24 protein-coding genes are annotated in these 24,826 nt (G+C 46.5%); 20 read left to right on the top strand and 4 right to left on the bottom strand.

Translation table 11 applies throughout. The features are described from left to right. Nucleotides 1-619: 619 nt before the first annotated feature. The 16 genes from BMW71_RS23950 to BMW71_RS19850 all read left to right on the top strand — a co-directional run bounded on the left by BMW71_RS23950 (nucleotide 620) and on the right by BMW71_RS19850 (nucleotide 11,742). On the top strand, nucleotides 620-859 hold the full coding sequence (locus BMW71_RS23950) for a hypothetical protein (RefSeq protein WP_244891251.1): 240 nt from the start codon (nucleotides 620-622) through the stop codon (nucleotides 857-859). After that, entirely contained in the window at nucleotides 817-1,797 is a 981-nt protein-coding gene (ltrA, locus tag BMW71_RS19785; RefSeq protein ID WP_244891247.1) for a group II intron reverse transcriptase/maturase, read from the top strand. Before BMW71_RS23950 ends, ltrA begins: the two co-directional genes overlap by 43 nt. A gap of 249 nt (nucleotides 1,798-2,046) precedes the next feature. Beyond that, nucleotides 2,047-3,180 (top strand): Fic family protein, encoded by a 1,134-nt coding sequence (locus BMW71_RS19790; protein ID WP_092177958.1) that lies wholly within the window; start codon nucleotides 2,047-2,049, stop codon nucleotides 3,178-3,180. Between the two features lie 315 nt (nucleotides 3,181-3,495). Continuing rightward, entirely contained in the window at nucleotides 3,496-3,672 is a 177-nt protein-coding gene (locus tag BMW71_RS19795; RefSeq protein WP_244891248.1) for a type II toxin-antitoxin system RelE/ParE family toxin, read from the top strand. After that, nucleotides 3,635-4,060 carry a helix-turn-helix domain-containing protein gene (locus BMW71_RS19800; RefSeq protein ID WP_394333702.1) on the top strand — a complete coding sequence of 142 codons (426 nt, stop codon included), beginning with the start codon at nucleotides 3,635-3,637 and terminating at the stop codon, nucleotides 4,058-4,060. The genes BMW71_RS19795 and BMW71_RS19800 overlap by 38 nt, the downstream gene beginning before the upstream one ends. A gap of 589 nt (nucleotides 4,061-4,649) precedes the next feature. Then, nucleotides 4,650-5,126 (top strand): reverse transcriptase domain-containing protein, encoded by a 477-nt coding sequence (locus tag BMW71_RS23955; protein ID WP_244891240.1) that lies wholly within the window; start codon nucleotides 4,650-4,652, stop codon nucleotides 5,124-5,126. A gap of 126 nt (nucleotides 5,127-5,252) precedes the next feature. Then, a complete protein-coding gene (locus BMW71_RS23960; RefSeq protein ID WP_262485682.1) occupies nucleotides 5,253-5,546 on the top strand; it encodes a group II intron maturase-specific domain-containing protein in 294 nt (97 codons plus the stop codon). 376 nt (nucleotides 5,547-5,922) lie between these two features. After that, entirely contained in the window at nucleotides 5,923-6,084 is a 162-nt protein-coding gene (locus tag BMW71_RS23965; protein WP_244891250.1) for a type II toxin-antitoxin system RelE/ParE family toxin, read from the top strand. After that, nucleotides 6,068-6,370: a helix-turn-helix domain-containing protein gene (locus BMW71_RS19820; protein ID WP_092177963.1), complete on the top strand. Its 303-nt coding sequence runs from the start codon at nucleotides 6,068-6,070 to the stop codon at nucleotides 6,368-6,370. Before BMW71_RS23965 ends, BMW71_RS19820 begins: the two co-directional genes overlap by 17 nt. Before the next feature lie 188 nt (nucleotides 6,371-6,558). Beyond that, on the top strand, nucleotides 6,559-6,849 hold the full coding sequence (locus BMW71_RS19825) for a nucleotidyltransferase family protein (RefSeq protein WP_092177965.1): 291 nt from the start codon (nucleotides 6,559-6,561) through the stop codon (nucleotides 6,847-6,849). Next, complete coding sequence (locus BMW71_RS19830) at nucleotides 6,842-7,177, top strand: HepT-like ribonuclease domain-containing protein (RefSeq protein ID WP_092177967.1); 336 nt, start codon at nucleotides 6,842-6,844, stop codon at nucleotides 7,175-7,177. The genes BMW71_RS19825 and BMW71_RS19830 overlap by 8 nt, the downstream gene beginning before the upstream one ends. 287 nt (nucleotides 7,178-7,464) lie before the next feature. After that, a complete protein-coding gene (locus BMW71_RS19835; protein ID WP_143057708.1) occupies nucleotides 7,465-7,869 on the top strand; it encodes a hypothetical protein in 405 nt (134 codons plus the stop codon). Nucleotides 7,870-8,034: 165 nt separating this feature from the next. After that, nucleotides 8,035-8,178, top strand: a complete 144-nt coding sequence (locus tag BMW71_RS23780) for a hypothetical protein (RefSeq protein ID WP_177179714.1) — start codon at nucleotides 8,035-8,037, stop codon at nucleotides 8,176-8,178. Between the two features lie 4 nt (nucleotides 8,179-8,182). Then, a complete protein-coding gene (locus tag BMW71_RS19840) occupies nucleotides 8,183-8,488 on the top strand; it encodes a helix-turn-helix domain-containing protein (protein WP_092177971.1) in 306 nt (101 codons plus the stop codon). A 375-nt stretch (nucleotides 8,489-8,863) separates the two neighbouring features. Then, nucleotides 8,864-10,204: a metal-dependent hydrolase family protein gene (locus BMW71_RS19845; protein WP_092177973.1), complete on the top strand. Its 1,341-nt coding sequence runs from the start codon at nucleotides 8,864-8,866 to the stop codon at nucleotides 10,202-10,204. A gap of 89 nt (nucleotides 10,205-10,293) precedes the next feature. Then, nucleotides 10,294-11,742, top strand: a complete 1,449-nt coding sequence (locus BMW71_RS19850) for a sulfatase-like hydrolase/transferase (RefSeq protein ID WP_092177975.1) — start codon at nucleotides 10,294-10,296, stop codon at nucleotides 11,740-11,742. A 233-nt stretch (nucleotides 11,743-11,975) separates the two neighbouring features. On the opposite strand, the gene BMW71_RS23600 is transcribed toward BMW71_RS19850, so the two are convergent. The 4 genes from BMW71_RS23600 to BMW71_RS19865 all read right to left on the bottom strand — a co-directional run bounded on the left by BMW71_RS23600 (nucleotide 11,976) and on the right by BMW71_RS19865 (nucleotide 20,506). Then, nucleotides 11,976-12,155 carry a hypothetical protein gene (locus BMW71_RS23600; protein ID WP_143057709.1) on the bottom strand — a complete coding sequence of 60 codons (180 nt, stop codon included), beginning with the start codon at nucleotides 12,153-12,155 and terminating at the stop codon, nucleotides 11,976-11,978. Next, entirely contained in the window at nucleotides 12,130-12,354 is a 225-nt protein-coding gene (locus BMW71_RS19855) for a hypothetical protein (RefSeq protein ID WP_092177977.1), read from the bottom strand. The genes BMW71_RS23600 and BMW71_RS19855 overlap by 26 nt, the downstream gene beginning before the upstream one ends. Nucleotides 12,355-12,466: 112 nt before the next feature. Continuing rightward, nucleotides 12,467-13,960 (bottom strand): tail fiber domain-containing protein, encoded by a 1,494-nt coding sequence (locus BMW71_RS19860; protein ID WP_092177979.1) that lies wholly within the window; start codon nucleotides 13,958-13,960, stop codon nucleotides 12,467-12,469. 51 nt (nucleotides 13,961-14,011) lie between these two features. Then, nucleotides 14,012-20,506, bottom strand: a complete 6,495-nt coding sequence (locus BMW71_RS19865; protein WP_092177981.1) for a LamG-like jellyroll fold domain-containing protein — start codon at nucleotides 20,504-20,506, stop codon at nucleotides 14,012-14,014. A 1,253-nt stretch (nucleotides 20,507-21,759) separates the two neighbouring features. On the opposite strand from BMW71_RS19865, the gene BMW71_RS19870 reads away from it, so the two are divergent. The 4 genes from BMW71_RS19870 to BMW71_RS19885 all read left to right on the top strand — a co-directional run bounded on the left by BMW71_RS19870 (nucleotide 21,760) and on the right by BMW71_RS19885 (nucleotide 24,693). Further along, on the top strand, nucleotides 21,760-22,527 hold the full coding sequence (locus BMW71_RS19870) for a hypothetical protein (protein WP_143057710.1): 768 nt from the start codon (nucleotides 21,760-21,762) through the stop codon (nucleotides 22,525-22,527). Nucleotides 22,528-22,775: 248 nt separating this feature from the next. Next, entirely contained in the window at nucleotides 22,776-23,243 is a 468-nt protein-coding gene (locus BMW71_RS19875; RefSeq protein ID WP_092177985.1) for a Crp/Fnr family transcriptional regulator, read from the top strand. Between the two features lie 88 nt (nucleotides 23,244-23,331). Further along, the gene (locus tag BMW71_RS19880; RefSeq protein ID WP_092177987.1) at nucleotides 23,332-23,814 is read left to right on the top strand and encodes a YceI family protein; all 483 of its coding nucleotides are present in this window, start codon (nucleotides 23,332-23,334) and stop codon (nucleotides 23,812-23,814) included. 423 nt (nucleotides 23,815-24,237) lie between these two features. After that, nucleotides 24,238-24,693, top strand: coding sequence for a hypothetical protein (locus BMW71_RS19885; protein WP_092177989.1), 456 nt, complete (start codon nucleotides 24,238-24,240; stop codon nucleotides 24,691-24,693). The last annotated feature ends 133 nt before the right edge of the window (nucleotides 24,694-24,826 follow it).

Below are 24,826 nucleotides of genomic sequence, written 5' to 3' on the forward strand. Positions count from 1 at the left end.
TTGAATCAGCCCCTAGGGGCAGAATGCTTTGAAATGGATGGAGGACTAGTGGGCAACCAATAGAGAGGCCCTCCGATGGCGGCCTGCCGGGGCAGCCATCAAATCGCCTTGCGCTGCATTTAGCGGAAATGCTGGTGTGGTGAGCGGATAAGGAAAAACGGGGACAGTGATCCCCGTAGGTAAGTGCAGATGGAGCTGAATGAAAATAAACCAGTGATGAAGCCTCGAGAAAGCAAATCATGATGTGTAAAACAGGTAGTTACGTTTGTACCTGTGACAAAGTGTGGCAGACGCCCGGAAGATACCGGCCACACCGCATCCGGGGTAAAGTTGGCAGGAACGCAGTACAGGCCATTTCAAGGAACAAGTGAACTCCATGCCGTCAGGCCAAATCGAGAGAGGAAACCGGCACCCGTGGTTGGGTGAGGCATGGGGGACAGATCCAGCCGTAGTAGTGATGAGGCTCCAGTAATGGGAGTGGAGCACGGCAAATGTCCGGGAGGACATTTGAGCGAGGTGTGCGGGGATGGGGACATGTTTGGTTTCAAACCAGTTTACAACCAATCAATTTGGGACGACAGACTACTATGAAACAAAATCGCAACCAATTACCAAGTTGATGGTATGGCAGGCGTACAAGAAAGTAAAATCGAACAAGGGCAGTGCGGGCATAGACCGTATGGACTGGGAGGAACTGGACAGCGATCTAACCTCACACCTGTATAAACTATGGAACCGACTGACCTCGGGGAGTTATTTTCCGGTACCTGTCAAGCGGGTGGAAATATCCAAGAAAGATGGGGCGGTGTCCGCAAATTGGGGGTACCGACCCTTCTTGACCGTATCGCCCAGCAGGTAGTCCGTCAGCACTTGGAAAGACAGCTTGAACCACTTTTCCATGAGAGTTCCTTTGGTTATCGGCCTAAAAGGAGTGCCCACCAAGCGGTGAAACAATCAGAGCGAAATTGTTTCGGTCATGACTTTGTGGTAGACCTGGATATCAAAGGGTTTTTCGACAACATCAACCATGACCTGATGATGAAAGCCTTGAGGCATTACTGCAAGGACGAATGGGTAGCGATGTATGTGTCCAGATGGCTAAAGGCAGGAATCATGGCGGAAGGGGAGTTTGTGAGGACAAGTGCGGGTACACCTCAAGGTGGGGTAGTGAGCCCACTATTGGCAAACCTATATCTTCATGTGGCTTTTGATGAATGGATGAAGAGATTTCATCCGGAGAAACCATTCGAACGGTATGCGGATGATGTAGTGATACACTGCAAGACGGAGAAGCAAGCCCAATTTATGCCTAGGCAAATCAGCCAACGCATGAGGGTCTGTCATCTGGAACTGCACCCTGTGAAGACGAAGATTGTAAATCTCCGGGGTTGGTCTGAGACCAAATATACACGGAAGTACGATTTTCTGGGATTTACCATCAAAGCATCGATGCAGACCATCAAAGGAAGGGGAATGCTGTTACCGGGCACGTTTGTGAGCATCAAGTCCAGAACATCGATACTGGGAAAGTTTAGGGAGCTGGCAATCCACAAGTGGCGCAAACCTATTCAGGAGATTGCCCGTCGACTCAATCCGGTTGTCCGAGGACTGCTCAACTACTATCACAAGCTAAGAGGAGAATCTATGCGTGAGGTATGGAATCAACTCAACCACCGTCTGCTCAAATGGGTCAAATGGGAGAAGGGATTGTACAAAATGGCGGCAGTCAGATGGCTTAAGCGTCAGTACAAGTCCTCACCGGGACAGTTTGCGCATTGGAAATTGGTTCAACCTTAGGTATCTTCGGAGGACCGAGCGATTTATAAACATGAAGAGCCGTGTGAGGTGAGAGTCTCATGCACAGCCTTTCCCGATTTTCGGGAGTTCCGTGGGAAGGTAGGGGTGCAATTCCCCCGCCTGACCCGATTACCGCCAAGCAGAAAAAACGATAGTGCGGAGATTAATAACCACAATCTAAGCATATTTTGCGGAGAAAATTTCATTTGCGGAGAATAAGATGTATATTTGTCGCATAAATTGCGGAGAATGAAAATCTATATCCACGAAAAAGAAAACTGGACTGACTTCACTTGGGACAATAAGAAAGTGATGCTAAAACTTGGTGAAGCTAGAAATCAACAAGGTCGACTTTTAGGAAAAATGGAATCACTGGGTTTTGATTTGCAAAATGAAGCAGTATTGAACACTCTTACCTTAGATGTAATAAAATCATCAGAAATCGAAGGCGAGTTTTTGGAAATAGAACAAGTACGTTCTTCAATTGCTCGGAGACTTGGAATTGACATTGCGGGAGCAGTGGAATCGGAACGTCACGTTGACGGAATAGTTGAAATGATGCTTGACGCTACACAAAAATATGATTTGCCTTTGACAAAAAACAGATTGTTTGGTTGGCATGCAGCATTGTTCCCTTCTGGATGGAGTAATCTTTATAAAATTACAGTGGCAGACTGGAGAAAAGACACGACTGGTCCAATGCAAGTTGTATCGGGGCCTATGGGAAAAGAAAAAGTTCACTATCAAGCTCCAAGCTCAGACAGGATAGAACCAGAAATGAAAAAATTCTTATACTGGTTTGAAAACGAGCATGAAATAGATTTGGTTCTTAAAGCGGCTATTGCTCATTTATGGTTCGTGACAATTCATCCATTTGACGATGGAAACGGAAGAATTACAAGAGCAATTACAGATATGATATTGGCACGTTCTGACAAAAGTATTAGGCGGTTCTACAGTATGTCTGCACAAATTCGAATTGAAAGAAAACAGTATTATGAAAAACTTGAAATTACACAAAAAGGAAATTCAGATATAACAGAATGGATTTTGTGGTTTTTACAATGTTTAATAAATGCTATTGTTTCCACAGATGACACTTTATCGAAAATACTTCATAAAGCAGAATTTTGGAAAATACATTCTACCACAATTCTTAATAATAGGCAACAAAAAATAATAAACAGACTACTTGATGGTTTTGACGGAAAGTTAACAACCTCGAAATGGGCAAAAATTAATAAGTGCTCACAAGATACAGCACTACGAGATATTCAAGATTTGATAAAGAAAGATATTTTACAAAAGGAGGCAAGCGGTGGACGAAGTACAAATTATGAATTGAAAGAAATGCCAAGCGGTAACACACAATATAGCCAATAAGGGTTTCAGTGATATACGAAGGTTTGTAGCCCGCTTGAATTTCTCATTTACCTTGATAGGAAATCATCCGCAATTCTTTACTGGCCATATTGTCAAACGTTGGCGGTAATGTGAACAAACCGCAAAATGTTTCCATATAATTCAACTTTTTATTATCTTTGTTCTGTATCATGAATTAAAAAAACTGAATGGATTAATATTTTGACGTCAGTTTTCTTGAGCAAGCTATCGAGTTTTTAGAAAAGTTGGATTTGAAAACAAGACAAAAAAATATACTACAACGTTGACAAGGCCAAACTCGGACTCGACCCGAAACTGTTCAAAAAACTGACTGATGAAATTTGGGAGTTCAGGACAAAATATAGCGGACTGCAATATCGACTTTTCGCATTTTGGGACAAAACAGACAAATCTGAAACACTTGTCATTTCAACACATGGAATTGTGAAAAAAGTTGATAAAGTTCCGAAAGCAGAAATCGAAAAAGCATAAAGGATTAGAAAAGAATACCTTGCCTACCGGCAGGCAGGTTTTGAACAATAAAATTATGGCAACAAAGAATAAAAAAATGAAAATGATGACCCTTGACCAGCTCAAAGACAGGGATATTGGGGAAATCGGTACTCCAGAAAGGGACAAATACGAATTTGACCTGCGAATGGAATTACTTGGAGAAATGATAAAATCCGTGCGGAAAGAAAGGAATCTGACCCAAGAACAACTTGGAGAACTTATAGGTGTCCAAAAATCCCAGATTTCAAAATTGGAACGGAGCACGAAAAATGTTACCATAGAAACGATTTTGAAAGTCTTTAAAGCATTAAAAGCTAACGTTAAGTTCAGTGTAGAAATGAATGAATCGGAATTTAAAGTAGCGTGAAAATAAAGACACTACTGGCAACAGCACCTAAGAAAACATGGGGCGCCCGGTGCCAAGGGAAAGGTTTATTCCATGAACTAACTTTAGCTAAGGTGGACAGGAAATTGCTAAGAAATGCCCCACGTTTCGTAGGTGTGCCAAGAAGCAGAGACGGCATTAAATTCTCTGCATGCTGTAACAAAGATGGCGGAACCGACCCATCGGAGTCGCCTTGCAGGAGGGGGCTTCAAATCACCCAAAGGTGCTATAGCCATGGTACTGAGCGTTTGGGAAAAGATTTCACCAAGAGTGGGATCAGGTAAGGATAGAGGACAGGAACTGACCGTAACCGCTGAGGAGGTGTGGAGAAAGTGCCACATTCTGTCAAAAGCCGTAAAGGTAAGTATACGGTGATAAATACGGAGGAAACCTGTTTACTGTCCGTATGGCAGGCGTCATTCAGGCGGCGTGAACTCTATCCGGGCTTATTTACGGAACTCGGGAACCTGTACAACGATGACAGGCTGTCTTAAGGCTACCGTTGAAGGATTCGCTGGCAGTCAAAGGGAAACATTCGATAAATACAACTTAGAGGTGGAATACCGATGCGTTGATTCAGGCGTTGGAGTCAGTCAGGACAAACTGCCACAGACTGGACTGGGTAATCGATTTGGACATCAAGGGGTTCTTTGATAACATTGACCACGGCAAGCTGATGCAGGCCTTGGAGAAGCATGTCCCGGAAAAATGGGTCTTGCTTTACATCAAGAGGTGGCTCGAAGCACCAGTTGAGAAGAATTCAGGTGAGCTAGTGGAAAAACAGGGAAAAGGGACGCCGCAGGGAGGAGTGGTTAGCCCGCTGTTGTCCAACCTGTTCCTTCATTATGCCCTGGACAAATGGCTGGAAAATACCGACAAGACAGTAAAGTTCCCAAGATATGCCGATGATGCGATACTGCACTGTAAAGACAAAGCCCATGCTGAACGGACTCTGAAAGCCGTCAGAGAAAGGATGGCTGACTTCGGATTGGAACTCCACCCCGATAAGACAAAGACAGTCTACTGTAAGGATTATCGGAGGAGGTAGAAAAGTGAAAATGTCAAGTTCGATTTTCTTGGCTACTCCTTCCAACTCCGCACCACCCGTTCACGGAAGACAGATAAACTGTTTCTTGGGTTTGACTGTGCTATTAGCATAGGCTCAAGAAAGCAGATAGCTGATAAGCTGGAAGAGTTGGATATAGTGAACATGAGTTGTAAGAGCATAGTGGGAATAGCAAAAATCCTGTATCCTATGATTCGGGGTTGGGTAAACTATTATGCCAGATTCAGAGGCTATGAACTCTCCAAAGTTTTCCAGTTATTAAGGAGGCGTTTAGTAAGGTGGGCAAGAAAACGGTACAAGCGATACAAGACTAGCCTTAACCGAGCATTCAGGTGGCTAGACAGGGTAAGGGTGCAATTCCCAACCCTATTCTATCACTGGCAGGTTGGTTACTCTTGTTAGCGAAAGTTCTGTATAACAAAAGCCGTATGACGGGAGACTTTCACGCACGGTTCTGTGAGAGGCTTGGGGTGTAACTCCCCTTGCCTACTCGACCCGAAACCGTTGGGCTTCATGCCATCAAGCCGAGCATTCCACCACCTTGAACCTTTACCTTTTGGAAAATGTCACCTATTTAGCTAACATTGGCACATGGATGAAAGTGAGTACGTCAGAAAGGTTATAATCTTCGGTGAACATTTTTGGGAGTTCTACCGAAAGCAGAATCCGAAAATTAGAGAGCGGATCAACTGGACAATCAAGCTAATTAAAAACAGTTGAAAGAGTTCCCACAAAATACCTGAAGAACATTACAGGGACCACTTTGTATGAAATGAGAATGATTTCTGGTTCAAACATCTATCGGATATTCTGTTTTTTCGACAAGGGTAAAGTTGTGGTAGTGTTAAATGGCTTTCAAAAAAAGACTCAGAATATACCGAAAAACGAAATAAAATTAGCAGAGAAACTTCAAAAGAAATATTATGACGAGCAAAACTAAAATTGTGGATTTTGACGATCACCTAGATAAGGAGTATGGTGAACGAGGGACAGAAAAAAGGGAGACTTTTGAAGAGGGCTTTGAAGCTTTTAAATTAGGGGCAATGCTTCAAGAACTCCGAAAAGACCAAGGCATGACTCAACAGCAACTAGCAGAAAAATGCGGGACAACCAAAACATATATTTCCCGAATTGAGAATAATGCAAGTGATATTCGTCTATCGACCCTGATGCGGATAATTAAAGAAGGTTTAGGAGGACACCTAAGACTAACCGTAGAAAAATAAGCACGAAAGCCCAACATCAGCTATAGAAAATGCGGGTTTAATCATTAAAAGTTAACATATTGCTATTATTAATGTGCAGTATGGCAGGCAAGTAAGTGGTTTCAAAATCCCGCCCTGGCCATAGCCAGGGCCGTTAGGGCCAATTTAAGAAAATGACCATTAAAAAGATTTTTGATTAACTTAGCAATATGAAATCGTTGAATGAAATAAAATCTATATTGGAGAAGAATAAAAGTCGCCTATTCTATTCATATCCAATTAAATCACTTGCCATTTTTGGATCTTTCGCAAGAAACGAAGAGAATGCAGATAGTGATTTGGATATCATTGTTGAGTTCAACGACAAAATCGGACTTCGATTTATAGACTTGGCCAATGAATTGGAAGGAATGGTTGGACGTAAAGTGGACTTGATTTCCAAAAAAGGAATCAAGCAAAGATATCTCCAATCCATAGAAGAGGATTTGATCTATGTCTAAGCGCGACAACAAACTATTGCTTTTGGATATGCTCGATGGAGCTGAAAAAATTCAAAAATATACCGAAAGTTTGGACTACGACGACTTTATCAGCAACGACTTAGTTATTGATGCTGTTGCCAGAAACTTTGAGATCATTGGCGAAGCTGCCAATAGAATCGATCCTGACTTCAAAGCATCCAACAGTCAAATAGAATGGATTCGGATTACAGGGTTTCGAAATAGAATTATCCATGAATATTTCGGTATTGATTATGAAATCATGTGGACTATCATTGTGGATAATATAAGCGAACTAATTTCTGACCTTAAAAAACTGACTGATTAACCTAGCCCTAACAACGGCTACCCCACATAGCGGCTGAATCGGTAAAGGGAAGATTTGAAAACAAATAAACCTTATATTTAACTGAAAAACTCTCGGTCATCCCCGCTACGATGGGTTAGCCCGGACCGTTGGGTGGCATGAAGTCAGCTGCCTATAAATTATTGTAATACAAAAAAAGAAATGAATCAAATTCAAACGAAAAAATAATTCAGAATGAATCAATAAATAAGGCTTCTAGATTCTTTTTATTGTGTAATCAATCTGACAAGAATGAACTCATAGATAAAATGTTCAAAGAGCAAACATCTATCTCAGAATTTTTAAATTACCTTGATAAGTCTATTAATAGTGAGTTTGCTAAAGAAGTGACAGTCCAATTGACAACTATCTTCTATTATAGTTTTACTTTGCAAGGAATAAGAATCAAGCGTATTGATCTTGATGATTTTATGAAACCTCTTTCGCAATCAGTTGAAATGAAAAGTTATTTTCACAATTCTGAATATAATTTTGATGCTGATGCATTTAGATCTTTCTATGGTGGGTACAATCAAAAAGAAATTTTAAACTATACTCATTTTGCCATAAATAATCAATTCAAAGAAATAATAGAGACAGAAAACGATGCAATTTTTATCTTTTATGTGCTTAAAATATTTGGTGATGTAATAGATAAAAATATCATCAATTAACCACGCCACATAACACGTACTTATATTCCATCCTTTTCAAAACGTAATTCGATAGCAGGGTTTTTTTTCGGGTTTTTCCTGTCAAAATTGTAAATTTTACCGGCACAGCATATATCTTTGACCGGAGTGACTTGAAGTCACAGCGCCTTAAAACAGCTCATTGATATGCTGATGTACGGATGGGAGAATCTGGTTTTCAGAAAAAGAGCCAAAAGACACGTAGAAAAGAAATTGAAAAAGCTTTACGACAAAAAGCAGATTACCTTGCCTACCGTCCAGGCAGGCTTTAATGAAAAGCAAAACCCCTGATAAGATGGAAAGTTTAGATAAAAAGAATGTGACAACCTTTGAGGAACATTTGAAAAAAAGATATGGGGCACCGGGAACAGATCAACGAATGGCATTCGAGGCCAAGGCGAAAGCTTTTGCGATAGGGGAGCTTATTAATGAAGAAGGAAGACTTTCGAACATGACCCAGGAACAACTGGCACTGAAAACCGGAACAAAAAAGAGCTTTATTTCAAGAATTGAAAATGGGAAGAGTGATATTCAGCTATCTACATTGTGCAGGATTCTTGAAATTGGTTTGGGTAAAAAAGTATCCTTTACCATAGAATAAGGGGAAACACACCCTAACATTGGCTTGCGTGCATTGGGCAGCAAGCGAATAAAATAAAATTTAGTTCATTGAATAAAGTTAGGGAAATCCGGGAGAAAAGCGCTCCGAAAGCGCCAACCGCACGCAAGCCCGGACGTTTCGCTTCAGCATCAGAAACCACCAACGAATGATAAAATCCTTTAGAAAAATTAGGAGGTCGGAAGATGTGATTTAACGCGCTGTAACGCGGACGGACGAGACGGATGCTCATTTGAGCGATATTTAGTTGAATGAAAACAACGAACCTGCAACATGGGCAAAATGCTATGGCTCGGCCGCATGTGTTCGTTCTATCAAAGGTTTTATTACTAACTTGAATAAAAAAAACGACAACCTATGAAACTATCACTACTCATTTTTGCATGGCTGGTACAACTAAGCACAACAACACTAGTTGCACAAGTAAAACCCACGAAAATACTAATCAACAATGTGGAAATTTTTAACGGCAAAGACCAAAAAACCCTCAAAGGTAATGTGCTGATAGACAATAATATCATTGCCAAAATTTCTGCAAATGCGATTCCCACAGACCGAAGTGGAGCGACTCAACTAATTGACGGGCAGGGTAAATTTCTAATGCCTGGTTTAATTGATGCGCACGTACACTTATTATTCGAAAGCGTTCCCCAGACGCAAGCCATGATGAGCGATTTTGCCATGCTTAATTTAATGGCAGCCAAAGCCTCTGAAAAACAGTTATTAAGAGGCTTCACAACTGTAAGAGATTTAGGAGGTGGCTCGTTGACACTGGCAAAAGCCATTGATAGGGGCTTGGTCATTGGCCCAAGAGTGTATTCGAGTGGAGCATTTATTTCGCAAACAGGCGGACACGGAGATTTTGGACTGCCTACCGACGTCCCTCGTAAAATCGGAGAACTTTCCTATGCGGAAAGAAACGGGATGGTTGCTGTTGCGGATGGTGCCGACAATGTATTGATGCGAACCAGGGAACAATTACGTCAGGGAGCTACACAAATAAAATTGATGGCAGGTGGCGGCGTATCCTCAAACTATGACCCGTTGGATGTTGCGCAATATACGGAAGCGGAATTTAAGGCGGCCGTATCAGCGGCAGAAAATTGGGGAACCTACGTTACGGTTCACGCCTATACGCCAAAGGCGATAAAAACGGCCATTGCCTCAGGCGTGAAATGTATAGACCACGGGCAACTTGCCGATGAGGAAACGGCCAAACTCATGGCAGAAAAAGGAATTTGGTGGAGTTTGCAACCGTTTTTAGACGAGGGGAAATCAAGTTTTGCCGAAGGCTCTGCTAATCGTTTAAAGCAAATAGAAATGAATAAGGGAACGGATATCGCCTATGCATTGGCTAAAAAATACGGTATTAAAACGGCCTGGGGAACCGACATATTGTTTGACCCAAAAGTAGCTTCCCAACAAGGAAGCAAGTTATCGGTAATGGAACGTTGGTATACGCCATTTGAAATTTTGAAAATGGCTACTTCCACCAATGCTGAATTATTACGGATGAGCGGAAAAAGAGACCCCTATCAAAAAGGGAGATTAGGTGAAATAACCGAAGGTGCTTATGCCGATTTAATCCTTGTGGACGGAAATCCATTAGACAATATAAAATTGGTAGAAAATCCTGAGAAAAATTTTCTGCTGATTATGAAAGACGGTGTGGTTTATAAAAACATCCTGGAGAAATAACCTGCACCCTACAATCCAGCAGAACATCCGGAAATTGCGACAAAAACCGGATGTAATGCGCTAGACGAACAATTCATCAAGTATGTATCATGCGGAATAAGCTTTGCGTTGTATGTTTATCGACCCTGATTGTTGCTGTGCTACTTTCCTGTCAGTCGGTGCCGTCATCGGAGGACCGACCAAATATTATCTTGGTTATGTCAGACGATCAGGGTTGGGGGCAAGTAGGGTATTACAATCATCCCATCTTAAAAACTCCTAATTTAGTCGAGATGGCAAAAAATGGATTACGGTTGGATAGGTTTTATGCCGGCGCACCTGTTTGTTCTCCCACAAGGGCGTCCGTTTTAACCGGTAGGGCAAATGATAGAACCGCGGTATTCGCTCACGGCGAGCCCATGCGGATACAAGAAAAGACCATTGCTCAGGTGCTTAAAGGGATGGGTTATACTACCGCTCACTTTGGCAAGTGGCATTTGGATGGACTAAAGGGTCCGGGCGTGCCGATTTTAAAAGAAGACATACGCAATCCCGGATATTTTGGGTTTGATGAATGGATTTCCGTTACGAATTTTTTTGATATAGACCCCTTGATGAGTCATAAGGGAGAAATAAAGGAATATACGGGCAGTTCATCTGATATTATAGTACGGCAAGCGTTGGAATTTATCTCCAAGAATAAAGACGATCCTTTTTTTGTGGTGATTTGGTATGGAAGTCCTCACGACCCCTGGAGTGCTTTAGCTCGTGATAAAAGCGAGATACCGCAACAATTGGAAGAGAAGGATCGCAACTACCTGGGTGAAATTGTGGAGATGGACAAAAGTATCGGGGTTTTGAGGAATGAATTGAAAAATAAGGGATTGGCCCAAAATACCATTCTATGGTTCAACAGTGACAACGGAGGTTTACCACAGGGTGGCAAAGAAGGTGTTGGAGGCTTAAGAGGATTTAAAGGGTCTGTGTACGAAGGAGGATTACGTGTTCCCTGTATAATCGAATGGCCTGCACAGATAGACGGCGGACAAATAAGTAACTACCCTGCTTCCACCATGGACATTTTTCCGACTATACATTCCATTGTAGGATTGGCTTCGAACCAGATGGTGCGACCGATCGATGGCATTAGCATCCAGCCTATTTTTAATTCGACTACCACCATTCGCCAAAAGCCGATTCCGTTTAAGTATCGGAACAAAGGGGCGCTTATTGACAATGATTACAAACTGGTGGTAGAGGATATTGAAAAAAAGCACTACGCGCTTTACGACCTAAAAGTCGACACGGATGAAAATGAAGACATTCTGTCAACACACGCCGAAAAAGGCAGCGAAATGATCGAATATTATGAACATTGGTTGGAGTCGGTAAAACATAGCATTGCGGGCAATGATTACGAGGGTGGGTTATCTGTTCCGGATCCTGACTCCGAATTTTGGTGGGACACTCCTGCATACAAACCCTATATCGAAAAATGGAAAGACAGACCGGAATACCACGATCGATTAAAAAGGGCAAATAAAATTGAAGATCGATAAAAAATAGAAGGTTAAGTGGATATCGTTTCTTTAGACCACGATACCGTTTTTTCTGGTGCTTCCCTCAAAAAGAGCCTTATACGGGTGCTCCACAGCCCCTACAAGCCCTGCTGGTTTATATCTACAAAAAAAATTACATCTTCTGTCGGTTTAGGCGTTTTTCGGAGAGGATTTTTTGAAGATGGGGCCTACCACTCCCTGTGGCTCGCGGCACCGAGCTATTGTGCGGCTGTTCAGGCGACGCCACCGGCCAACTCCGGTGGCTCTTCTAGCTGCCTGACTGTTTTGCCCGCTACCTTGTTGCCGGAACCCAACCAGATGCTGCGCCTGTGGTTGATTTCGTACAGGACGCTGGCTTTGGATGCATATACAGGTGGGTGTAGGCAGTTATTCGGATGATTTCCTGGCATCATCGCTTTCGGAAGGCATTTTCTGGTTTTGAGGCAGCGAAGGAGACTGGCCGTTTTGCTGCGCTAGTTGTGCCTCGGCCTGCGCCTGCACCTTCCCAATGAGTTCATGCACTTGCACAAACGGAAGTCCTCCCAGTGCATTGAGGATGGTGTTGACTTCTTCCAGCGAGAATTGGAGGGTTAGGGTTGGTTGATTGCTCATGAAGTTTTATCGGTTGATGGATATCGGTTGGTTTCCTGCTTTGGGAAAGGGGGGTGCTTCGATTAGGTTGGAGAGAAGTAACCCCGCTTATTCAGGTAAGTTACGAAACGATTTAGGCATTCGTCAGCCCTGCTACCGCCGCTTCCAGCGCTGCGATTCGCGCATCGTATTCCTGCTTCAGTTCCTTGATGGCACCGACCGCCAGGACGCCAAAACTAGCATATTTTAGCGTCAGCGTCGTTTCTTTGGTTGCTTCGTCTTCCATTTCCCCTACCAGCGCGGGGAATAGGGGCTGTACATCCTGTGCCATAAAGCCGATCAGCTTTAGCTTTCGATCCGGTTCGTCTTTCCAATGGTAGTTTTTGACATCCAGTTGCATCAGGCGGGGAAGGATGTTTTTTTCATTGACGATGTTGGTCTTCAGGCGCTGGTCCGAAAACGCATCCCAGTTGGTGTCACCATCCCAGGAAATGCCTTTATTTGCACCGTGTAAAGATTTAACTAGTTGGAAAACAAGTCGATCGCTCTGTACTGCCATCCGGCATTGGTTGCCCGAACCGGTCAGGCGCAGCGGGGCACCTATTTGTACTTCATTTCCCAGTGGATTGATTCGCAGTGGTTTTGCGCCGTGTGATTGAATCCAGCTGTAGTCTTTGTGGTATCCCAGGCGTAGGTTGGAATTTAATCCGGAGCTCGGACCCAGGGTGAGTGTCTGACCGTTGGCATCCGTCTCGGCACTGATGATATGTAATTTGGCGATTGGGCTGTCGGTGCCAATCCCCAGTTTCTCATCGGTGAGGACCATAAGGGCCGTTCCTCCAGTTCCGGGGTTAAGACGGGCATCCGTGTGTACCCCTCCCTTGAACCAGGCAAAGTCTGCATTGCTACGGAAGTACTGGGTATGGCTTTGTACACCGATGCCGTAGCCATGGGTACTCCAGGATCCAAAGGTGATGAACTGCTTGGTTTTATTCGCCGAAAAGTGCAGGGAAGAGTCGGAAGCGGAGAGTCGGAGCTTGCCGTTGACGTCCAGTTTTTCTTGCGGGCTGGCTGTCCCGATTCCCACCTTTGAATTAGCTGCTGTTGCCAGATTTACGCCCGTTTCCCCCAGGCTCAAGTTGGTAAGCTGGGAGCCATCGCCGATAAATTTGGCGGCTTTTACGTTGCCCTCCACATCCAGCTTTTCAGCCGGGCTCGTTGTCCCGATGCCAACGTTCCCACCTGGGCCATAATTCCCGGCCAGTGTAATGGCAGGGACATTGGTGTGATAGTTGGATGGTGCATACACGTGTACTTGTCCTCGGTTCCCATCTCCCTGGTAATTCGTTTGAAATTCAATGAATTTCCGGTTAACGGTCGCCCAGGGCCCATAGTTGACCGAAACCGTATTGCCCGGCTCCAGCGATACATTGCCATTGGCCTTTATATCGCCTACAATATCTAACTTAGCGGCCGGGTTGCTGGTGCCAATACCTATTTTATCAGTTGGATTGATGGCGAGCGTCAATCCGGCATCACCAGCCACGGCGCTGCTGAGGTCATTCCATTCGGTAAGGGCCAGGCCGTCACCGGATTTTTTGTCTGCTTGCTTTTTGTAAAGTGCCATTTTGCATCAATTATTTTTTGTTAAAAAGAACGGTTCCGTCTCCTTCACCGGTCATGCTTGACCGATATTGAAATACAGCGCCAGGTAGTAGCTGATTTGCTGCTTGTAGGTTTTGAACGCCGGGAGTTGGGTATCTATGATTGTTTCGATTTTTGCAAAGAAGGTGCCTGGGTCCGAGACGTTGGTCAGGTAAGGCTCGAATTTCTTGATCAGCATGTAATTGCTTTCGATGCCCGATACCCGCATGGTTTTTTCCAGAGAAGGGGGTGCCTCGGGCTGGAATTCCGGCAGGATACGGCTCACGTAGGTGACCCGGTGCAGGATGCGCCAGCAAGGCTTAGCCTTGTCCACATTGCCGCGCGCCTGCCGCAGGGCCTGCGCGTTGGGGTCGGCGCTTTCGTCCAACCATATCGGGTCAATGACCTTGGTGAATAAGTCCACGAAGTTTTTCCCTTTTGGCTCCAAATAGAAGCTCATAAAGCGATAGGCATCTACCACACCGGGCTTGATGAGGCCCTTGGCCAGGCTGCGGCCGTCCACGCCTCCATATTTGTAGCGCGGAGAAGTGGGGATGCCCACCTTAATATCCAACCCAAACGAAGTGCTTGATTTTTTGGTTTTGGATTTGGTGAGGGTAAAACTGGAGCCACTGGAGAACATGGTTTTTTGCTCAAAGGAGCCACCGCCTTCGGCGCCCATCGCCGCCCCTAAGCCTCCACCCAGCGCCAGGCTGGTCTCGTTGGCAAAGGTCTCCTGCTGGGTTTCTGCTACCTCGGTTGACTCCGCGTAGAAGCCGCCCTCTACCGTCCAAACGTAGGTATTGACCAGGTTGCGCTGGCTACCCATTTTGGCCAAATCGTCTTTCAATTGGGTGTTGTTGTAGCCAACCTGGGTGGCAAGCTGGCCGGCGATCTGATTAAACCCGGAGGCAAACATGGGCCCCCAAACGGGAATGATGGTACTCAGTTGGGCGATGCCCGTGGTTGCCGCCGCCGCATTGAAGTGGGCGTTGGTCTTGGCCACATCGAAGGAATCCTCGAAATACGCCTTCAGTTCCATTTTTTCCCGCTCAATCTGCTTTTTCAGTTGGTAGGCTTCGCGCGGCTTGAAATAGCTGTATTGTCCGTAAGCCCCATGCGCCTGGGGATAGTGGGTGTCGGTGGTTTCGCCAAACTTTCCGTCCAGGGTGCCCTGCTTGGTGTACAGCGGGTTGATGGGGAAGGGTACAATGTTGACATCCTCGGGAATATCGGGATTGGGCCGCCAGAAAATGCTGACCAGGGCATGGTTGTGCGCCAGGCGCAGCAGGTAAATATCGGCCGTTTTTGACTTGACCAAGGCATAGCCGGTATTGCCTGGCTTGTAGTACCGTTTGTCGCCCTGTTCGCCGTTGTCATAGCCGGACATGGCGGCACTCAGCGAGCGTTCGGTATTTACGCTGGTACCGCGTTCGTAGCTCTGGGCACGTTTGCCCGAGGTCTGCCAATTGGAGGCAACTGCCAACTGTACATCCAAATCGAAGGACAAGCCAAAACCCAGGGGAGCGATCAGGGTGCTGATGCCGATCCCGGTTTTCGCTTCGCTTTCCACAGCCACATTCCAGCCGGCTTCCTTGGAGGTACTGTAATTATAAGCGACCTCCTCCGCCTGCTTGAACCTGGCCGAGTTATCCAATTTAAACGCATAGGTGTCCACATCGCCGTCTTTGCTGACGGGGAAGTTTTCGGCCGGCACTGGGGGCGGTCCTTCGAGAAAGCCCATGACCTGTGGAGCAAACTGCGCCTGACTATACCATTGGCTTACCAGGTTGCCGACTTTGTAACCGGTCATGCGGTTCCATGCGCGGTCCTCATCGATGAAGGAATAACAGCGTTTCAGGATTCCGTTTAGGGTGCCATCGTCGTTTAGTTGTACATCCCCATATTCCACCATGCCTGGTCGGGATCGTATGTACCCGTTGTAGTCGGTGAGCACTCCGGTAAGCGCCGACCTGACTTGGGGGATCTCCGTAGCAATCGGCGCGGTAGAAAGCACTTCCTTGAGCATGTCGGGGTTGTGGGGTGTCAATTGGATGCTGTTCACGCTGGCATCTTGTACGTTCCCTTCGGTTTGGCTCATCGGAGTATCAAAGGTATAGTTGGCCAGCAACTGCTCCCATTCTCCTTTTAAGCGCCCAAAGGCATTGTCCGTAATCTGCTCATTGGTCCGGGGTAGGTTCCATATCCTGATTTCTTCCAGGGTGCCCTTGAAATGACTTTTATACCCGGTACTTGTTTTGATGCCCCCAATACTGAACTGGGACAACCCGGATGCCGTGCTGGCAGTGGGTGCCTCGTGTGCTTCGGGCGTCCCATCCACGTAGAGTTGAAATTGGCCTGCCTGGTTGGTTTGAGGGCTGTCTGTCCAGGTACCACCTTGTGCCACGCCATGGTTTTCGCTCACCTCATCGTACAGGTACTTGCCTTTGCCTTCCTCCATGCGCCAATGGGATAGCAGCCCCGCTTTGTTTTCCGGTAAGGAAAAAGCTTCACCCTCGCTCGTGGAAAGGGGGCGGTTCCAGATGCGTACACTGGCAAAGGTGCCCTTGAAGCCGTTTCCGCCCATCACAAAATCCTGGTAGGCCTCCACTTTTTTCACTTCTACCGCCGTTGATGACGTCCACTTTTGCGTGCTTCCATCTTCCGTCGTGACCAGGAGCGTATGGTAATACTTCGGATTGGCCTCAGACGATGCCGCACCGTTTCCAAAAACGTTGCCCAGCATATCTGCCTGGGAAAACGCCATTTTGTTTTCCATCTGGTCTTGCTTTTCAGCCATCCCCTTTAGAAGCTCATCGGTGTCTTTGTCCTCACCTTCGTACCACTTCTCCTCGGATGCGCCCCCTCCGGAAGGTGTACCCTGATCGCTGCCCGTAATGGGGTATTCTGCCTTCGTAGGCTCAGCCTGAGGCTTATTTCTAGAACGTATCAGGGTGATTTTGTAAAACTGATTGAGCGCGCTTAGCTTGCCAGGCATGGTTCGTTTATACCAACTGCCATGGATCAATTGGTAGTTTGCGCTGTCCGCTTGTTGGCTGGCAGTAGGGGTCGTGTTCATTTTGATCCAGTCCGACAGTAGATTTTCTCCACCCCAATCGAATAGGATTTCCCGGTTGCCATTGACCGATAAACCGTACTCACCCTTTTTTTCCAGGAGCATTCCGGCAGCGTCAATCTTCACGAGTGCCTCTAGCGTGAATTCATCGCTGAGCTGCAGGGAACTGTCGTTTCCACAGTCAATGAATGCATCGTTGCTTGGGCCCAGTTGATAGCCCCAGTATTTTTCATGGGTAAAGGCCAGGTGCCGCCAAGGCGCCTTGCGCTCCTGTTCAACTGCGAAGGCATTTTTACTGACATACTTTTTACCGCCAAGGGTAGCGACGCATTTATAGCTATCCTCGCTGACGGTTTCAAGCCCCAGGGAATACGACGCACTGCCTCTTTCAAAGTAGATAACGCTTGCCGGATGGTTTAGGCTTGTGGAGGGCTTCACCCAGGCCTCCACGCTCAGCCCTTTTTCAGACGGCTGCAATACCTCTAATTGGCGGTCATCCGCCGTACTAAGCGCGGCTCCATTAGCTGTTGATTTGGGAGTCAGCTCCAGTGCCAGGCTTGCCTCCCAATCTTCCCATTGGCCGATCGCATTGTTGATGGAATAGAGGTAGTGGAAGGAAGTGTCGATTTCTGTTGTCGGGCTCGTGGTTTCGTTGTACTTGATTCCGGCCTTAAACAGATAGCTTCTGGCCTTTTCCCATTTTGAAGCACTGGCCCCGCCGAGGTGGGCCGGCGTGCTGGTGAAGTGTTTGCTGTAATCGTACGGCAGGCTCACGGACAGGCCGGCTTCCAGACGATCGATGCGTTGCGTATTGGTATCCTGTACCTCGAAGGTGACCGTGCGCACCTTTGCCACATCCAGTATCAAGGCAATCAGGGATTGTTTGAGTCGTGCCCGGCGGGCTTTTTTATCGGCATCGTTGCCTTCTTTTACTAATTCCAGGGTTAATCCCTCGATGTCCTCGTCTTTCAACACCTCGCCGAGGGCCTCCGGAGTACCGGATAGGGCAGCAGCCTTTAGGTTTGCCACAGCTGGCTGTCCAGCTATTTCTTGTAGTAGCGCTTGATTTTTCAAATAGTCCCAAAGACCGTCGATGTCTTTCTCGTCAGTGACCAAGCCGGAAAGGTAGGATTTGTAAAAAATGTCTGCTGCTACTTTGGGCTTTCCGCTTAGAGAGAATGACTTGCCAGCAATACGTAGCATTGGGTTATCGGCTAAATAGGCCGATAGTTGCCGCAGCGTGGGCTCGTGTATTTTTCCATCGGCTATATGCGCAGCCGAAGCATCGCTTACCCGAAACATCAGGTTGTTGTCCGCAGCCGTGCGGAGCTTGAGGGTGCCTTTGCTTCCCGAAGGTTTGAGATAGGCAGCCCTGGGATCGTCGGTGTTGCCCAGCGGCTCCAGCGTACCGAGGGGGAGGTCACCGTCTCCATTCAGGATGGCTGCGATTTGTTTGAACCTCCGGGGAAGGTTACGCCATTGTTCTACTTCCTGCTTGTTGTCTTTTGAGGTCATGGTCAGCGTGCAGACATTGCTGCCTGTTGCCGCAGATGCTGCCACTTCGATGGCCATGTCCCGGTCGAGGCGCGGCTCCAAGGCTAAGGTAGGGGAGACGACCTTTGATTCGCTGTCGGTGATGGATACGCTTTTGCTCCCGGTAGGATTGAAGTACAGCACGAAAAAATTATTCTTTCTACCTTTAAAGTACAGGTTCACCCTTCCCAGCGAATCATCAAACAAAAAGGGGTCGGTGGCCTCGGCTGCATCCGAATAGCCTTGGCTTTCGCTGATTTCGGCGCTGGTGTAGGCAAATTTCAGCACGCCGCCGCTAGTGCCCAGGCCATTTGGATCAATATCGAGCAGCCGCATGCGTTGCGGGTGTTGCCAGGCTATCCGGTTGTTGTTTTCATCCCGGGGGATTTGTTCCAGTGTGCTATACGGGTTTTCATCCAGGGCCTGTACATTGATGTCCGGCATATTGACCGCATCCATCGTCAGGCGGCTTAAGTGGCCGGAAGCTGCCGCAGCAAAATTCAGTGCGCCTATGTATTTGTTGTCATTTTTGTCGGCCAGCCCCATGGCGAGCATTACGCAGGCCTTGTTTTTCATGGGTTTGCCATCTGCGCCCATTTCCTGTTGGTAGTAATAGCAGGAGGTCAGACCATGACGGATGTGGTAAGGCGAGGAATGAGGAGCCAATTCATCCGCAGGCCCCTGAAAGGCATACTTTTGCTGAAGCACCCCATTCCTCAAATAGTCGGAGGCAATGCTGCTGCCATCTGCCTCGTACTCGATCAGCGGCCACTCGGATGCCGATTCCAGCACAAAATCGTCTTTGCTGACGCCGGTGCGTACGGTGTAAACCACCTCGCTTAGGGCATCCCTCAGCACCAAGCGGGCATACTCATTCAGGTTGTTGTAGTCAAAGGCGCTGGTCTTCGATAAGTCGTTGGAGATTTCGTCATCGCTTTTTCCTTCGGTCACTTTCGCTTGTATCGTGGTAATGAAGCTGCCATCAAGCGCATACTTTTCCATAAACTCGGCCACCACTGCCTGGGAGTCGCTGGTGTCAAACACGATGCTGTAATCAAACCTGAGGTTGAAGCTATTTACCTTATCAACGGCAGAATCGCTGGTAAAAATCTGCCACCGTTGTTCTTCTGAATCGGCGCCGGGTATCAGGAGTACCGAAAAATTCCCAAGGGATAAGTTATTGGCAAAAGCCAATTCACGGGTTGGCTCGTAAAAAGGGTTGCCTTCGACGTCTACGGCGGCGAGGGTATCTTTTCGGGATTCGGGTTCTGTTTTGTGGCGGCTGCGCTGATAGCGTATTTCACGGCTTAGTTTCAGTACGGTCCCACTGAGGATAAAGCGGTCCACCAATAGGGTATTGTTTACGATGGCAGGGCTTTCGTTGTCGGGGTGGTCCGCTCCGATAGACTGGCGAAAAATATAAATGTATTTGCCGTCCGAAAGTACTTGAAAAGGCTCCTTTGCCCCGAGCCTCGCCGTACTGGAATAAAAAGCGTCCGTTTTGTCTTTGAGTGCTCGATCGGATAAGACCTTGCCCTCCGCGTCTAGCGGCTTCCCCTCGCTATCGTAGCGGACGATGATTTTTTCGTTTTTGCTGTTGTACCTGTCTATCTGAAAATTGGGCACGACGCCGTACCCTACCTGCATGATTTCCGACGGGAACAATAAACGGCTTGCCCCCAGCCCGTCGAAGGCAACCGACGACCAGAAATTTTTATCGTTGTTCCGATCGTTCCCGTCGGGCGTAGTGCTCCGCTGTTCGGTGCTCGACATATTCAACACGCTGTAAAATATCCTTCCATCTCCCCTCATGGCAAAGGAAATTGGAACGCCCTGATGGGATACCATACCCGTGTGCAGGTACACGTGTGTTTCCTGCCTTGTCATGTTTTTGTTGATCAGTGGGGACGTTTGAGGCATAGCGTCAGTCGTTTAATCGTGTTTATGCATTTCGGTAAGGCGCGCAACCGAATGGATGCTTCACAAGCGCAAAACTGCGTGTAGAACCCCATCGGTATGCGGTATTCTGAGCTTAGCGTCGGCTATACTGCCAAACTACGGAAAAGTAACTCGTTGATTTTCACCATTAAATATACTATGTTTTTTTGATTTCGATCAGGAAATTCCAACGAATAGGTACATTATTTTTTAACCCTGCGAATTCGATCAATTTAGCCAATGCCATCTTCGGTATCTTTTAGAAAGATGTTTAGCTCCTGCCCAACGAAAATTGCCTATGCGTGGACGAGCAAATTCCCCAACACCCATTGATGTTGCGGGAAGCGTGGTACCGGGTATTTTACGGCAATAATACAGGCAGGCACGTTTGTCAGTCGTTTGGTTTTAGAGGTGGTTTCCGGAGGATAAGTCGCGTTGAGCATATCTGGTCACGAGCACGCGGTAGGATGGATGACGGTGCAAAATGTGGGCATATCCACTATTTATCGGGAATCAACGAACTGAACAGACAATGTACCGTATAGAATAGGCGGCAGTATCCCAAGGCCGGCACTCCGTTTTTATCGGTACAAACGCTCCATTTGCGAGGCATTTTATATCGTTTATCCTGTTTCTTCTGACATAAATGGCATCAATCGCGGAAAATTGAGTCTGTAGGTGGGTAAAAATCCTGCTGGGTTTTAATGTGGGAAGTCAATGAAAGCAGCCAAAACTATCCCTAACCGGAAAAGTAGCAGCAGGCGAAAACGAAAGGGTCGATCTGGAAGACCACCTGGCGGGAAGATATGAGGAAATAATCGGGAGGGTGGGCATAGAATCGGGGCGATACTGGTACTTCCCGTGGGCAAGGAAGCCTCGTGGAAACTGCCGCAGGGGTTTATTGAGCGGAGTTACCAGAGATTATACCACCGAAATGGCAGGAAAGGTGAGTTCCCAAAACGTATTCATGAAAAATCGAGAAAACACCTCTAGCAGACGCATCGGTGCCTTATGATGTTTAAAGCCCGGCAAAGTGGTACCTACCATTCTGCGAGCAACCTTTTATCGTTCATCAACGTCTAAGTCCAACGAGATCATGGTCCTAAAAGTAAAGAAAGGCTTTTTGAAAAGCGAAGACAGCCGACGGTGGCAAGGTTAATTTATCCCCGCAATACTTTTAGTTGAGTCATGCCTGGCTCAAAACCAATAGCTTAACTATACTTACCGTAGAATCGATGAAAATAAATTGTAGATACCCGTTATTGGCACTATTCGCAGGACTATTTTTTAGCTGCGATACCGAAGAAATTTCTCCCACTATATTTTTTGTGCAGGAGATGAGTGATCCCACCATTTATACCGACTTGTTTGCCTATGAAAATGGGCGCCTGGTAAATTTCAATCGGCTTTTTGGTGAACGGATTGAAACCAGCACGAAGTTTTACTATTCCGACAAGCAATTGACGCGGGTTGAAATCGAACGAGATCAGGGATTGGAACAGCTGATTGAGCTATCCTATGGAGCGAATGGTTTCAGAAAAGAAGAAAAGGTAACCACGAAACAAAATGGTGGTATTACAGAGATTCGGGTTGGGTTATTTAGCTACAGCGATGGGAGGGTCTCGTCCATAAAGTATTCGTATGAAGGCGTCGACCATAAACCTACGGAAACCGTATTCGAGTGGAGCAATGGCAATATTACCCAGATGGATTTTTATGTAATTGACGATGAATACACGTACCTGGCCAGCAGTAAAAGGATGAGCTATGATGCTAAACGGAATTTTTCTAACCAGGACATCGCCTTTGTTTACCGGGTAATGGGCGGGGAGGAAACCCTAATTTCCAGAAATAACGTGGTAGGGGAGATTGAAAAAGTAGGGGATTTAATCAGTAATACCGGAAGATACGACTTTACGTACAACGATGAGGGGTACCCGGTCGGATATACTAAGACAATTGGTTTGCAAGCATACAACCCTATTCAAATTACCTATAGATGATGAAGCCGGCGGGCACTGCCAAAAAACATGACGGGCCGGTTTACTCGTAGCGAAAGCTGACTGGTAGCACGCGGTGAATCAGGACTTACGGATATTCCCGGCCAAATGTTGTTGGATCAAGCGCGTTGATCGTCGTTCAACTACAATTGCGCAGCGTAATTTTCAGGGTTTCCTGGACTTTTGCGAATGCTGTGTGGCTGGGAGGACCTGCATACCCGGCTGAATAACCTACTGCACCGAAATCGACCATGAAAAAAATAGAGGTAAAAAAAGGGCAAATTCTCCAAAGAAAAGGAGACGTAAACAGCAAACTTTACCGGGTTGAGTCCGGCTTGTTACGCAGTTATTCCATCAGCGGTAAGGGCAAAGAGCATATTTACATGTTTGCCCCGGAGGATTGGATCATTGCTGACAGCGTGGCGCCCGATGAACCCTGTGATTTGTTTATTGATGCCATCGAACCGTCCATTGTTTGGCAGGAAGACAAGGCGCAGCACCTGGCGCACGATGTGCCGAAGTTGATAAAACGCATCAACGTGCTGCAGAAACGGGTCATCATGCTGATGTGTGCCTCTGCCCTCGAGCGATACGAGCATTTTCTGGCCACCTACCCGGATATCGTGCAGCGGGTGCCTCAAAAAATGATCGCCTCTTACCTCGGAATAACACCCGAAGCGCTTTCTACCGTTCGCAGAAAACGTACCCAAAAAGCTTAATTTCCGTTTCCATTCCACGCTTCTTAACCTACATTAATGCATCGGCGATACGCGTACACTACTTTTGCCCGAACGAAACAATTTTCTTATGGCATCCAACTCATTTACCATTGACACCGCAGACGCATTCGTAACCTTTCAGGTGAAAAAACTTGGGGTTTTCACCATCAACGGTAAGATTACTGATTTTACAGGTGGCGGTTCTTTTTCAAAAAACGCCCTCACTGACGCCCATTTCAAGGCTAGCACTGGCCCGTCTAACATCGATACAGGCAGTTCGAAACGGGATGCCCACCTCAGGAGCAAGGATTTTTTCTTCCTCGATAAGCATCCAAAAATTTGTTTCCAATCTACTTCCATCCACTCAGATAAGGAAAGCTACCTGGCTACCGGAAATCGTACCCTGGTGGGGGTTACCAGAAAAGTGAGCATTCCATTCGAATTTTCCGAGGGCGTGTTTACCGGTCAATTCCCCATCCAACGATCGGACTTTCAACTGGGAGAGAAATTCCCTGCGTTTATTGTGGGGAATACGGTAAAGATTTCCATCCACTGCAAAATCAAAAAGTGATTTACCGATGAACGAAAAAACAATGGATATCCTGGCATGGCTGTAAAAAAAAAATGCGAAAAACAGGGCAGGATAGTCTCGCGTCCTTCCAGGTGGCAAGCGCGAAAAGCCGCCCCGAACTGTGGGTGGTGAGCAGCTACGTTCCCCTTTTTCTAGGCAAACAGTGGATCAAATTTCGAATTTCCTTTACGGAATCACTGCTATAAAAGAAACAAAACGATTGAATACGCTTTAACTACCGAATTTTACCAATATCTCAGGCAATTTATCCTTTTTCCGGACCACTAGTAATCGCTATGACCATGAAATCGAGCCTGCCTACCGGACTACCGGACAGGCAGGCATGACGTGCCCGTCACACACCGGGATGATTATAAACCATGCGAGATTCCATGTGACCATTAAAGAACGAATTATAGACACATGAAATACACGACCATTTTACTGAAAACAAGTGCCCTACTTTGGATCGTATGGGGTCTGGTACACGTCCTTGCAGGCGTAATGACCATGAAAGGCGTGCTAACCCAAGATATTAGTGCGGCTATTATCGGGATTGCCGATGCGGTGAATCCCGAAAGTCTGAAGATGGACTATCCAAAAGCAGCGGGGGCGGTTATTGGGCAACATGGATTCAATTTGCTGTGGATTGGACTGGTTACCTTCATTTCTGCATTTTTTATCTGGAAGGGGAATAAACCCGCGATTTTCCTGGCAGCCATTTGCGGCGGTCTTGCCGATTTGGGGTACTTTTTGTTCCTGGACCTTGGCAGCTATGTCCATTTTGTGCCAGGCACGATCATGACCTTGATTTCCAGTGCGGCCATCCTACTCAGTTTTTATGCCCATTTAAAAACGAAAGCGACTTATCGGTCATGAGGAAATTCGTCTCTTTACAAGCTGTATTTGTTCGGAACGTTTTGTAATTGTATTTCTTTTCGCCTGGGAAGCGCGCGCAGCTTTCGGGATTCCGCCTGGCGAGACTATAAGAACCATAGCCCTGGGGAAAGAC

The organism is Cyclobacterium xiamenense, from assembly GCF_900109255.1.
GTDB classification, from domain to species: Bacteria; Bacteroidota; Bacteroidia; order Cytophagales; family Cyclobacteriaceae; genus Cyclobacterium; species Cyclobacterium xiamenense.